Here is a 12,542-nt window from a genome sequence, read left to right as displayed (position 1 = left end):
TCTGCTCGCTCACGCGAAGTCGCGATGCAGCAGGATCAGCCTTCCTCGTGAGTCGCACGGCGCCTGCGCACCGCGACCAGCCCGGCGGATCCGAGCCCCACGGCTCCGAGGCCCGCCGCGACGGCCGCCGCCCAGACCAGCCCGAGCCGGGACTCCGCACCGGTCTCGGCGAGCGGCCGCTTCGCGCCCGCCTCGCCGGAGGCATCGGCGGACCCCGCGCCGTCGGAGCCCGCCCCGGCACCGCCCGGGGTTCCCGTCGTCGGCTTCCCGGTCGGTTTCGTGGTCGGCTTCGGCTCGACCGTCGGCTTCGGCGTGACGGTCGGAGTCGGTGTGGGCTTCGGGTCCGGCTTCACGGGGGCCACGGTGTCGAGGCTCAGGATTCGCACCGCGGGATCCTCGCTGTCGCTGAAGATCGCCGGGGCGCCCACGGCGAAGGTGACCCGCTTCCCCGCAGGGTCGTCGGTGAGGTCCGCGAAGGCCCGGCCGAGCCGCTGCCCGGCGCGCTCGCCGGCGATGAGCTCGACCCCGGGGACCGACGTCGAAGCCAGTCCGGAAGTCTCGAGCACGCGGTTCGCACCGGTCGCCTTGCCCGCCGCGAGGAAGCGGGAATCCACCGCCACCGCGTAGCCGGAGCCCTCTCGGGCGGGATCGGGCGATCCGTCCATGCCGCCGACGAGCAACATCGACCAGCCCTGCATCCGGACCGCGCCCACGCCGTGCCCGAAGTGGTCGCCGGACGCCATGCCGTTGATCCACCAGCCGCGCGCGCGGGGCGCCGCCGCCGCGGAAGCGTCGGCCGCCGTGGCGGAGGCCTCGGTTGCCCCGCCCGTCCGCGGAGCGGCCTCGCGCACGGCCGGTCCGTCGGTCGCGAGCGGGTCCGTCCGCACGTCGACGCCGTCGGGGCCACCGGTGACGACCACCGCGCTGCCCGGCTTCGGCTCGTCGGATTCGCCGCCGATGAGCAGGTCGTCGTACCCGTCACCGTCGATGTCGCCGAGTCCGACTGTCGCGGTACCGAGCAGGTCGTAGCCGCGCGGCGGCCCGTCGATCCGGACCCCGGGGATCGGATCCGCACCCACTCGCACATCGGCGCTCGAGTCCGTGATCACCCAGACGGCTCCCGTCGCGAAGCGCTCCGCACCGGGGGCCTTCCAAGAGGAGGCGCCGACCGCGAGGTCCTCGCGTCCGTCCCCGTTCATATCGCCCGCGCGGCTCACCGAGACCAGGTCGATCCCCTTCCCCGAGATCCGGGGGCCCGGCGCATCCGCGAGCTGCGACTGGTTCGGCAGCCGCTCGGCGTGCAGGATCGTGACGACGCCGCTCGTGTCGGTGACCGCGACCTCGTCGCGGCCGTCCCCGTCGATGTCGCCGACGCCGTTGCCCCGGGTGATCGATCCGAGCACGGTGCGACCCCGGTCGCCGAGCGAATCGAGACGGACTTCCGAGAAGTCGGTCGAACCGAAGACGATGAACGCGCCGACCGCTTGCGCCACCACCACGAGATCGTCGATGCCGTCGCCGTTCACGTCGCCCGCGCAGCGCACGTCGACACCGCCCATCATGTTGCGGGCTGTGTCGATGATCCGCACGGGGCGCTCGTTCTCGACCCGGGTCGTGCCGACGGTCGTCCGCGTCCCCGCTCCGAGCAGTACGTAGGCGCCCGTGGCTCCCGGGCTCGTGTCGAAGGTCGCGTAGGTGCCGACGGCGAGATCGGGCACCCCGTCCCCGTTGATGTCGCACCGCGCCTGCGATGCGGTCGCCCCGAAGGCAGTGCCACCCGGGCCCTGGACCGTGCGGTCGGCGGCAGGGGCTGCGGTGGCCGGGGCGGGCGTCGCGAGCAGCGCGACCCCGGGGATCGCCAGGGCGAGCGCGGCGACGGCGCCGAGCGCCCTCCCGGCTCCGCGTCTCGACGGAGGAGTGATGGACACAGTGCACCTTTCGAACGTGTGCGGCCGAAGCCGAAAGATCAGACGTTCATTAACTTAGCCTAACCTAACTATCGTCCGATCATACGAGCAGCAGGTGCGACTCCGAGCCCGCGCGAGGCCGGCCGATCCGCCCACGATGCACATCGACCCGAGAGCGAGCAGGTCAGAACAGCCACCCCGCCCTCCGGGCGAAGCTGGAAGACTGGGCGGCGGGCGCGCCGAGTCGCGCACACGCGAGAACTTCGCAGTACAATTGCACATGCCACAGCACAGCCCGTGCTGCGCTCCGAACTCGCCCGCCAGACGCCGCAGTCGACTAGACCCCGTGGAGGAACCCAGCAATGACCGAAACCCTCTCCCCCGAGCTCGAGGCAGTCGTCGCGCGCGCCGCGGCCGCTGCTCCCGCCTACGCCGCCGTCGCTCCCGAGGATCGCGCCCGCGCCATCGTCGCGGTCGCCGACGCGCTCGAGGCGAACAAGGCGGATCTGGTCGCGATCGCGATGCGCGAGACCGGCCTCACCGAGGCCCGCCTCAGCGGCGAGGTCACCCGCACGGCGGTCCAGCTGCGCCTCTTCGCCGACACCCTGGTGACCGGCGTCCACCTCGACGCCCGCATCGACGAGGCCGACGGGGCCTTCGCCCTCGGTGTCCGCCCCGATGTGCGCCGCGTGCTGCGCCCGCTCGGCCCGATCATCAACTTCTCGGCCTCGAACTTCCCCTTCGCCTTCTCCGTAGCCGGCGGCGACTCGGCAGCGATCCTCGCGGCCGGCTGCCCGCTGATCGTGAAGGCGCACTCGGGGCACCCCGAACTCTCCGACGCCACTGCGGCCGTCGTCAGCGCAGCGCTCGCCGGGGCCGGCATGCCCGATGGCACCTTCCAGCTCGTGCACGGCCGCGAGGCCGGCGTCGCGATCCTCAAGGATCCCCGCGTCAAGGGCGGTGCGTTCACCGGCTCCATCGCCGTCGGCCGCCTGCTCGCCGACATCGCGGCCGCGCGGCCGGCACCCGTGCCCTTCTTCGGCGAGCTCGGCAGCGTCAACCCGGTGTTCGTCACCGAGGCAGCGATCGCCGAGCGCGGCGACGACATCGCGAGCGGCTTCGTCACGAGCGTCTCCGGCTCGGCGGGCCAGCTCTGCACCAAGCCCGGCTTCGTCTTCGTCCCCTCCGTCGAAGCGCTCGAGGCGCCCATCGCGGCGGCGGCGCAGGGCATCCCCGAGCACCGCCTGCTCGACCCGCGCATCGCGAAGAGCTTCGCCGAGCGCCGGGACACGATCCTCGGCACCCCCGGCGTCCGTCCCGTCGTCGAGGGCGGCGTCCGCTTCGACGCGGACGGTCAGGGCTGGGCCACGCCGACCATCGTCGCCGTGTCCCTCGACGACTTCCGCGCCGGACACGAGCGCCTCATCCACGAGGCGTTCGGCCCACTGTCGATCCTCGTCGAGGTCCCCGCCGGCACCGACCTCGCAGCGCTGCTGCCCGAGTTCTTCGAGGGCAACCTCACCGCGACCCTGCACCTGAGCGAGGCCGAGGGCGCGGGCTCCGCGAACGCCGAGGCGATCGCCGCGCTGGTCGAGGCGATGAGCCTGCAGGTCGGCCGTGTGCTCTTCAACGGCTGGTCGACCGGCGTGGCCGTCACCCCGGCCATGCAGCACGGCGGCCCGTGGCCCGCCACCTCGAACGATTCGAGCACTTCGGTGGGCACGGCCGCGATCCAGCGCTTCGTACGACCGGTCGCCTACCAGAACGTCACCCAGGCGTTCCTGCCCGCGGCGCTGCGCGACGACAACCCGCTCGGCGTGCCCCAGACGCGCACCGGCGCGGGCGAGTCCCAGGAGTGGGGCGCTCGCTGGCGCTGATCCGCACCGGAACAACGCGGAAGCCCCGCCGTCCCGAGGGACGGCGGGGCTTCCGCGTTGCCGGAGCGCTCGGGCTCAGTGCCAGAGCACCGCGAGTGCGACGTTCAGCGTCGCGAGGCCCGCGATCGCGCCGAGGACGCCGCCCGAGATCTTCTGCTTCTTGCGGTTCACGAGGATCAGGACGATGAGGCCGATCAGCACGATGAGCTTCACGCCGATCTTCATGTTGTTCGGGTGACCGCCGAGGCCGTAGATGGTGCCGACGAGCGCCAGACCCGTGACCAGCAGACCGAGCGAGCCGTGCAGCAGCCCGTTCGAGATCTTCGCGCGACCCTCGCGCACGGCCGGCAGCTGGGCGAGCGCGCCGCCCATGACCACGCCGAAGCAGACGATGTGCAGCACCACGAGGATCGACCTGAGAATATCCATACCCCCATCGTATCCGGCGCTCCAGGCCAGCAGCAGCCGAGGCACGATCATCGCTCAGCCCCTTCCTCGTCCACTCTGATACCCGTTTTCCGACCCGCGGATGCGGCCGCTCAGTCCACCGCGAGCGCGGCGACCGGCGAGACGCGGATCGCGCGGCGCGCGGGTGCGGCCGAGGCGATCATCGCGAGCACCGCGCCGAACACCGCGACCCCGGCGATCATGCCCCACGGGATCGACGGCGGCATGAGCCCCGCCTGCTGCCCGAGCATGCTCTGCGCGGCGACCCAGCCGTAGAAGGTGCCGAGCAGCAGCCCGAACACGAGTGCGGCGAAGGTCATCTGCGCGCTCTCGGCGGTGATGGTGCCGCGTACCTGACGCCCGGTGAATCCGAGGGCCCGCAGCAGGCCCAGTTCGCGGGTGCGCTGCAGCACGCTGAGCGAGAGGGAGTTCACCATGCCCACGGCCGCGATCACCGCGGAGAAGCCGACGAGACCGGTGAGGATCGCCATCGTGACCGCGAAGGTGCTCTCGAGCGCCTCCTTCATCGCGGGGTTGCCGTCGAACACCTGCATGGTCATCTGCTGGTAGGTCTGCAGCGCGACCGCGAACATCGTGACGAGCGTCACGCCGATCACGAGTCCGATCGTGGCGCGGGCGCTCCGCTCGGGGAACCGCACCGCGTTCGCCGCGGCGAGCCGGCCGGTGACCCCGCGCCCGAGCAGTCGGCCCGAGAGGCGGAGCAGTGGCGGCATGATCCAGTGGGCCCCGATCGCGATGCCGGTGAACGAGGCGAGCCCGCCGAAGAAGGCGACGAGCAGCCCGAGCGGCGACACCAGGCCGACCAGCACGCCGAGCGCCAGCACGCCCGCGCCGAGCACGAGCAGGATCACCGAGAACACCGTGCGTCCGGTGCGGTGCTGCGCCGATTCGGGATCGAGCTCGACCGAGGCCCCCGTCGCCGCGATGGGCGACACCGCGCCCACGCGCCGCGAACCCACCCAGGCCGACACCCAGGTGGTGAGCGCGACCACGGCGACGCCGACCAGCGCGAACGGGTCGAACAGCGGGTAGTCGTGCCCGGCCGGCAGCCAGCCCTGCCCCGGGGCGACCGAGACGAAGACCGTGCAGAGCAGCCAGGAGGCCGCGAACCCGATCGCCGCGCCGATCAGGCCGACCATGAGCCCTTCGAATGCCACCCGCGAGCGCACGCGGCGCGAGCTCGCCCCGACGAGGCGCAGCAGCGCGATCGTGCGCGCCCGCCCGGCGATGATCGTGGAGAACGTGTTGGCGGTGACGATCGACCCGACGTAGAGCGCGATCAGGATGAACACGGTCGCGACGATGAAGAGCATCATCCGCATGGTGCCCGATTCCTCGACCAGCTGCGGATCGATCGCCGCGGTCAGGATCCCGACCGTCTGGATCAGCGTCGCCGCGAACATCGCCGAGAGCGCCGCCACGACGATCGTGGCACCGTGGTCGCGGGCGGAACCCCCGGCCGCCGCGCCGAAGCCGCGCCCGCTCATCGCGCCACCGCTTCCATGCCGAGCATCGTGCGCGAGATGTCCTCGGCGCTCATGGGGCCGCGATCGTCGACGATGCGGCCGTCCGCGAGGAACAGGATCCGGTCGGCGTGGCTCGCCGCGATCGGATCGTGCGTGACCATCGCGATGCTCTGACCGGAACGGTGCGCCGCGTCCCGCAGCAGCGCCAGCACCTCGCGGCTGGTGCGCGAGTCGAGCGCGCCGGTCGGCTCGTCAGCGAACAGCAGGTCGGGGCGGCGTGCAAGAGCGCGCGCGATCGCGACGCGCTGCTGCTGTCCGCCGGACAGCTGATGCGGGCGATGGGTGAGACGCTCGCGCAGCCCGAGCGCGTCGACGATGCTGTCGATCCAGTCCCGTTCCTCGCGCGTCGGCCGACGGCCGTCGAGCTCGAACGGGAGCGTGATGTTGTCCTGCGCGTCGAGCGTCGGCACCAGGTTGAACGCCTGAAACACGAAGCCGACCCGGCGTCGGCGCAGGACCGTGAGCTCGGCGTCGCGCATGCCGGTGATCTCCTGATCCCCGAGCCAGACGCGCCCGCCGCCGTCGGTGTCCGCGGTATCGAGGCCGGCCATGACGTGCATGAGTGTGGACTTGCCCGAGCCGGACGGACCCATGATCGCGGTGAACTCACCGCGTCGGATCCCGATCGAGACGTCGTCGAGGGCGACCACGCGGTGCTCGCCCGAGCCGTAGTGCTTGCTGAGGTGGGTGACGCGGGCGATGAGCCCGAGGTCGCTTGGCTGTGTCTCCATACCTCAGACGGTACGGACCGACGCGGGCGCTCCGCGTCGTCCCTGGGTGCCTCCCGGGTCAGCCGACGGTACCGTCGGCCGACGCCGGAGGAACGCCGAGGGCGCCGGTTCCCGCAGGATCCGGCGCCCTCGGCGCGAGCACGGAGCTCAGTGGAAGAAGTGGCGCTCCCCGGTGAAGTACATCGTCACACCGGCCGCCTTCGCGGCTTCGATCACCTCGGGATCGCGCACCGAGCCGCCCGGCTGTACGACGGCGCGCACGCCGGCGTCGAGCAGCACCTGCAGGCCGTCCGCGAAGGGGAAGAACGCGTCGGACGCGGCGACCGAGCCCGTGGCGCGGTCCCCCGCACGCTCGACCGCGAGGCGGCACGAGTCCACCCGGTTGACCTGGCCCATGCCGACGCCGACCGAGGCGCCGCCCTGCGCGAGCAGGATCGCGTTCGACTTCACGGCGCGGCAGGCGCGCCAGGCGAACTCGAGCTCGGCGAGCGTCTCGGCGTCCGCGGGCTCGCCGGTGGCGAGCTCCCACTCGGATGCCGGGGCGAAGGAACGGTCGGCGTCCTGCAGCAGGAAGCCGCCCGAGACCTGGCGCAGCTCGAGCGGACTCGGCTCGAAGTCGCCGGGCAGCACGAGCAGACGCAGATTCTTCTTCTGTGTGAGGATCGCGAGCGCCTCGGGGTCGAAGCCGGGAGCGATGATCACCTCGGTGAAGATGCCGGAGACCGTCTCGGCCATGGCCTTCGTGACGGTGCGGTTCGCGGCGATCACACCGCCGAACGCCGACACCGGGTCGCAGGCGTGCGCCAGCTCGTGGGCCGCCGCGATCTCGTCGGCCGCGCCTTCGGGCGCCACCGCGATGCCGCACGGGTTCGCGTGCTTGATGATCGCGACCGCCGGGCGGTCGTGGTCGTAGGCGGCGCGCAGCGCCGCATCGGCGTCGACGTAGTTGTTGTACGACATCTCCTTGCCGTGCAGCTGGGTCGCCTGCGCAATCCCGGTGCCGCCTGGCTCGGTGAAGAGCGCTGCGCGCTGGTGGCTGTTCTCGCCGTAGCGCAGCACCGCGTCGCGCAGGCCCCCGACCTCGAGGCCGACGGTGGTGCCGGTCGGGTCCTCGGGGTCGATCGCGAAGATCGCGTCGATCGAGCCCGCGGCCCCGTCCTCGCCGTCGAAGTCCGCGTCGTCGTCCAGCAGCGCCTCGGCGCCCTGCTCCGCGCCGAAATCGGCGTCGAAGTCCGCGTCGAACCCGGCCTCGTCGAGGGTCTCGCCCGTCCAGCCGACGAATTCCTGCTCGAGGAAGTAGGTCGCGACCGAGGCGTCGTACGAAGCGGTGTGCGTGAACGCGTCGGCGGCGAGCGAGCGTCGCAGATCGAGGGTCGTACCGCCCGACTGCACCGCCTCGATGACCTCGTCGTAGCGCTCGGGCGACACGACGATCGCGGCGTTGGCGTGGTTCTTGGCCGTGGCGCGCACCATCGCCGGGCCGCCGATGTCGACGTTCTCGATCACGTCGGCGACGGGCTTGCCCGCGGCCACCGTCTCCTCGAACGGGTAGAGGTTCACGACGACGAGCTCGAACGGCTCGATGCCGAGCTGCGCCAGCTGATCGCGGTGATCGGCGAGGCGGAGGTCGGCGAGCAGGCCGGCGTGGACCGAGGGGTGCAGCGTCTTGACTCGCCCGTCGAGCGCCTCGGCGAATCCGGTGACCTCGGCGACGTCGGTGACCGGGTGGCCCGCGTCACGGATCGTCGACGCCGTGGAACCGGTCGAGACGATCTCGACGCCCGCGGCGGCGAGCGCCCCGGCGAGTTCGAGCAGGCGGGACTTGTCGCTCACCGAGATGAGCGCCCGGCGCACCGGGATCAGATCGCGGTGCTCGTACAGGCTGGGGTCGTGGCTCTGGACTGCCATCAGGTTCGGTCTCCTATTCGGCCGATTGGGGAAGGTTCAGGTCTCCGGTCGCGATGTCGCGCACGACGTCGACGAGCAGGGGGCGCTCGAGCTGCTTGATCCGCTCGTGCAGCTCGTCCTCGGTCTCGCCGTCGCGCACGACGACGGTTCGCTGGCGCAGCACGGGACCCGTGTCGACGCCCTCGTCGATCACGTGCACGGTCACACCGGTCTCGGGAGCGCCGGCGGCGAGCGCGTCGCGCACGGCGTGCGCTCCGGGGAAGTTCGGCAGCAGCGCGGGGTGGGTGTTGATGAGCGCGGGCGAGAAGAGGCGCACGAAACCGGGCGGCAGGATCCGCATGAGTCCGGCGCTCACGACGAGGCCGGGCTCGGGGCCGGTGCCGACCCCGTGCTCCTGGATGGCGGCTGCGAGCAGCTGGCCCCATTCCTCGCGGGTGTCGGAGTCGGCGGGGCGCACGACGAAGGTCGGAATGCCCGCGGCTTCGGCGTGGGCGAGTCCGGGCGCCTCGGTGTCGGACCCCACGACCGCGATGCGGGCAGGGAAACCGGGTTCGGAGGTCGCGTCGATCAGGGCCTTGAGGTTGCTGCCCCCACCGGAGATCAGCACCGCGATGTTCAGCACGCGGCAAGTCTAGCGGGGCCGCGGAGCATACGCTCTCGAAACAGTCGCTGCGGTCTCATGGGAGTGGGTGCCTCGCACGCCCAGCCGAAGAAAGCAGGTTCCGCATGTCCGCTCACGCACCGACCGTCCGCACCGAGCACGCTCCCCGTCCCGCCGCGGTCGTCTTCCTGCTGCTCGTCGTCGCCGGGATCGGCGTCGCGACGCTCGGACCGCGCGGTCTCGTGCTGATGGCACGTATCGAGGCGGTCGACGCGATCAATGCGGTGCTCGGCCGCTTCGATGCGTCACTCACGACGATGCAGATCGAGGATCTCGCCAACATCGCGCTGTTCGTGCCGCTCGGCCTCGCGGTCGCCGCGGTGCTCCCCCGTCGCGCGTGGTGGTTCGCGCTGCCGATCTGCGTCGCGGCGACCGCGGCGATCGAGCTGAGCCAATCGGTGATCCCCGGTCGGGTCCCGGATCTGTCCGACGTCGTGCTCAACGCGGTCGGCGCCGCGATCGGGTGCGCGATCCTCGGGATCCGGCGAGCGGTCCGGCGCAACTGATATCTCAATTTCGTTTCGCACGGCCGCGCGGGTACCATGCCACACGGCGAACCCCGCCGCCGTCGAACCGAAAGAGGCATCACCCGTGCAGGAACCGGCTTCCGCTCCGTCCCCGTCGAACGGGGCCAAGCTCCGCCCGCGGCACGTCACCATGATCACGCTGGGCGGCATCATCGGCGCGAGCCTCTTCGTCGGATCCGGCAACATCATCCGCTCGGTGGGTCCGGCCGCGATCATCTCCTACCTCATCGGCGGCCTGCTCGTGTTCCTCGCGATGCGCATGCTCGGCGAGATGGCCGCGGCCCGGCCGGCGATCGGCTCGTTCATGGAGTACGCCCGAGTCGGGCTCGGCGACTGGGCCGCCTACCTCGTCGGCTGGCTCTACTGGTACTTCTGGGTCGGCGTGCTCGCCTACGAGGCGGTGCTCGGCGGCGAGACCCTGCACTCCTGGTTCGCGTTCCTGCCGGGTTGGGCGTGGTCGCTGATCCTGATCGCCGTGTTCATCGGCGCCAACCTGATCTCGGTGCGCACCTTCGGCGAGGTCGAGTTCTGGCTCGCCAGCATCAAGGTCATCGCGATCGTCGTGTTCCTCGGCGCGGGCCTGCTCTTCGCGCTCGGCCTGTGGCCGCAGTCGACCTTCTCCGTGCCGAACCTCTGGGAGCACGGCGGATTCGCCCCGAACGGCTTCGGCATCGCGTTCACGGGCGTCGCGCTCGTCATCTTCTCGTACTTCGGCACCGAGATCGCGGTGATGGCCGCGGCCGAGTCCGAGAACCCCGCAAAGGGCATCAAGCAGGCCACGAGCACCGTGATCTGGCGGATCCTGCTGTTCTTCGTCGGCGCCGTGCTCATCATCACGATGGTCGTCCCCTGGGACGAGCTGCCCGAGCCCGTGAACGTGGCGACCGCACCCTTCACCTACGTGTTCTCGCTGCTCGGCGTCCCCGGCGCCGCCGCGATCATGCAGATCATCATCTTCACCGCCGTGATCTCGGTGCTCAACTCGGGCCTCTACTCGGCGTCGCGCATGTTCGCTGCCCTCGCCGAGCAGGGCTACGCCCCGCGCCTCATGATGCGCAGGACGCGCTCGGGAGTCCCCGCCTTCGCACTGTTCGCCTCCACGATCGGCGCGGTCGCGGCGACCCTCGTCAACTTCGCGGCGCCCGAGTCGGGCGTCTTCGACTTCATCATGAACTCGGCCGGCCTCGTCGCGCTCTTCGTCTACGTCTTCATCGCGCTCACGCAGATGCGCATGCGGCAGAAGATGTCGGCTGAAGAGGCCGCCGGGCTGAAGCTGAAGATGTGGCTCCACCCCTGGCTCAACATCCTCCTCATCGCCGCGATCGCCGCGGTGCTCGTCGTGATGCTGAGCTCCGAGAGCGGCCGAACCCAGGTCTGGACGAGCCTTATCGCGACCGGCGTGCTGATCGCCTGCTGGCCCCTGGTGCGCCGCTCGCTCGCGAAGCGCCGGGCTGCGAGCGCGGGCGCCGCGCCCGCGGCCGACGCCGAGCAGATCGCGGCCGACGAGGCCGCGGGCTCCGAGGCGCACGGGCACTGATCCGGATCGCTCCGGAGCAGCGGTCGGCGCCGTCGGCTCCGGAACGCCGCTTCGGCGGGCGGGCGGGCCGGCTCACCCGCCGTGCAGGATCTCGCGCGCCAGCGCGATCGGGTGCGTGCACGCGGCGAGCGCGTCCTCCTGGCTCGCCCAGCGGTCCCAGTACGGCCGGAACGCCTCGCCGTCCCGGGCGAGCGCCCGGCGACGGCGCTCCTCCGCGGGCAGCTCGATCCACACCGGCAGCACGGCACCGATGCCGGTGCCCGACCCCGCCGCCCAGGCCCGGGCGGCGGCCAGGTTCTCGGCGCTGAGCGCGCCGCAGCCCTCGATCACGAGCGGCCGGCCGCGCTCGATCCCGCATTCCTCGGCGAAGCCTCCGGCGATCCAGTCGTAGCGACGGTAGCGTCCCGTGCGCAGCGCCGCGGGCACCGCGGCGGCGCCCGCCGCGAGCCCGTCCCAGCCGGGGTACAGATCCTCGACCCGCAGCAGCTCGGCGGGGGCACCGAGCGCTCCAGCGAGCAGCGGCACCAGTGCACCCGCGATCGTGGTCTTCCCGGATCCGGATCGACCGTCCACGAGCACCACGCGCGGCGGGCGTCCGCGCAGCAGAGCCGTCCGCACCAGAAGGTCGCGCGCGACCGCCTCCGCGCCGGGATCCGGCCCGATTCCCGGTCCGCTCACGCCGCGCTCTCCTCCGCGAGCACACGGCCGTCGCGCATGCGGACGACGCGGTCGGCGATCGCCTCGGCCTCCTCCGGGTCGTGGGTCACGAGGATCGCGGTCGTACCCGTCTCGCGCAGCAGCCGTGCCAGGTCCTCTGCGAGGCGTGTCCGCAGCTCGCGGTCGAGCGCCGAGAGGGGTTCGTCGAGCAGCAGCAGGCGCGGCCGGGGCGCGAGGGAGCGCGCGAGCGCGATCCGCTGGCGTTCACCGCCCGATAGCTCCGTCACGCGCCGCCCCTCGCTCCCCGGCAGACCGACCAGCTCGAGCAGCTCGGCGACGCGCGCGGCGCGCTCCGGCTTGGGCATCCGCTGAGATTCCATCCCGTAGGAGACGTTCGCCCCGACGTTCCGGTGCCCGAACAGCTGCCCGTCCTGGAACATCAGCCCGAAGCCGCGCCGGTGCGGTGCGACCCCGGCGAGGTCCTCGCCCGCCCACGCGATGCGGCCACCGGCGAGCGGCTCGAGCCCCGCGACCGCCCGCAGCAGGGTCGACTTGCCGCAACCGCTCGGTCCGAGCAGCGCGACGATCTCGCGCTCCTCGACAGCGAGGCTCGCTCTGTCGACCGCCGGCCGTGCGGACGCGTCGGTCCCCGGGTACCGCACCGTCGCGCGGTCCACGGAGAGTCCGCGCGTTCCGACCGCCCGCTCCGTCCCGTCCGCTTCCGCCATGCGCCGCTCCTTCGT

General features: G+C 72.0%; 11 protein-coding genes. 3 read left to right on the top strand and 8 right to left on the bottom strand.

Annotated elements, in window-relative coordinates; translation table 11 throughout:
- Positions 1 to 35: 35 nt before the first annotated feature.
- Positions 36 to 1,928 (bottom strand): VCBS repeat-containing protein, encoded by a 1,893-nt coding sequence (locus BMH31_RS13790; protein WP_099722681.1) that lies wholly within the window; start codon positions 1,926 to 1,928, stop codon positions 36 to 38.
- A gap of 341 nt (positions 1,929 to 2,269) precedes the next feature.
- Between BMH31_RS13790 and BMH31_RS13785 the strand changes: the two genes are divergently transcribed.
- The gene (locus BMH31_RS13785) at positions 2,270 to 3,784 is read left to right on the top strand and encodes an aldehyde dehydrogenase (NADP(+)) (protein WP_099722680.1); all 1,515 of its coding nucleotides are present in this window, start codon (positions 2,270 to 2,272) and stop codon (positions 3,782 to 3,784) included.
- Between the two features lie 75 nt (positions 3,785 to 3,859).
- Here BMH31_RS13785 and BMH31_RS13780 read toward each other — a convergent pair whose 3' ends face one another.
- The 5 genes from BMH31_RS13780 to purN all read right to left on the bottom strand — a co-directional run bounded on the left by BMH31_RS13780 (position 3,860) and on the right by purN (position 9,039).
- A complete protein-coding gene (locus BMH31_RS13780; RefSeq protein ID WP_099722713.1) occupies positions 3,860 to 4,213 on the bottom strand; it encodes a hypothetical protein in 354 nt (117 codons plus the stop codon).
- A gap of 110 nt (positions 4,214 to 4,323) precedes the next feature.
- Positions 4,324 to 5,739: an ABC transporter permease gene (locus tag BMH31_RS13775; protein WP_099722679.1), complete on the bottom strand. Its 1,416-nt coding sequence runs from the start codon at positions 5,737 to 5,739 to the stop codon at positions 4,324 to 4,326.
- On the bottom strand, positions 5,736 to 6,509 hold the full coding sequence (locus tag BMH31_RS13770; protein ID WP_099722678.1) for an ABC transporter ATP-binding protein: 774 nt from the start codon (positions 6,507 to 6,509) through the stop codon (positions 5,736 to 5,738). The genes BMH31_RS13775 and BMH31_RS13770 overlap by 4 nt, the downstream gene beginning before the upstream one ends.
- Positions 6,510 to 6,656: 147 nt before the next feature.
- The gene (gene purH / locus BMH31_RS13765) at positions 6,657 to 8,417 is read right to left on the bottom strand and encodes a bifunctional phosphoribosylaminoimidazolecarboxamide formyltransferase/IMP cyclohydrolase (RefSeq protein WP_099722677.1); all 1,761 of its coding nucleotides are present in this window, start codon (positions 8,415 to 8,417) and stop codon (positions 6,657 to 6,659) included.
- Between the two features lie 13 nt (positions 8,418 to 8,430).
- Positions 8,431 to 9,039, bottom strand: a complete 609-nt coding sequence (purN, locus tag BMH31_RS13760) for a phosphoribosylglycinamide formyltransferase (protein WP_099722676.1) — start codon at positions 9,037 to 9,039, stop codon at positions 8,431 to 8,433.
- A gap of 104 nt (positions 9,040 to 9,143) precedes the next feature.
- Between purN and BMH31_RS13755 the strand changes: the two genes are divergently transcribed.
- Positions 9,144 to 9,584, top strand: a complete 441-nt coding sequence (locus tag BMH31_RS13755; protein ID WP_099722675.1) for a VanZ family protein — start codon at positions 9,144 to 9,146, stop codon at positions 9,582 to 9,584.
- An 85-nt stretch (positions 9,585 to 9,669) separates the two neighbouring features.
- Complete coding sequence (locus BMH31_RS13750; protein WP_241898303.1) at positions 9,670 to 11,142, top strand: amino acid permease; 1,473 nt, start codon at positions 9,670 to 9,672, stop codon at positions 11,140 to 11,142.
- 72 nt (positions 11,143 to 11,214) lie between these two features.
- Here the strand turns inward: BMH31_RS13750 and BMH31_RS13745 are convergent, their stop codons facing one another.
- The gene (locus BMH31_RS13745) at positions 11,215 to 11,820 is read right to left on the bottom strand and encodes a hypothetical protein (RefSeq protein WP_241898302.1); all 606 of its coding nucleotides are present in this window, start codon (positions 11,818 to 11,820) and stop codon (positions 11,215 to 11,217) included.
- The gene (locus BMH31_RS13740) at positions 11,817 to 12,527 is read right to left on the bottom strand and encodes an ABC transporter ATP-binding protein (protein ID WP_099722711.1); all 711 of its coding nucleotides are present in this window, start codon (positions 12,525 to 12,527) and stop codon (positions 11,817 to 11,819) included. Before BMH31_RS13740 ends, BMH31_RS13745 begins: the two co-directional genes overlap by 4 nt.
- Between the last annotated feature and the right edge of the window lie 15 nt (positions 12,528 to 12,542).

The sequence above is a fragment of the Leucobacter sp. OLIS6 genome (genome assembly GCF_002752355.1).
GTDB lineage: Bacteria > Actinomycetota > Actinomycetes > Actinomycetales > Microbacteriaceae > Leucobacter.
This window is presented reverse-complemented; position numbering and strand designations above follow the sequence as displayed.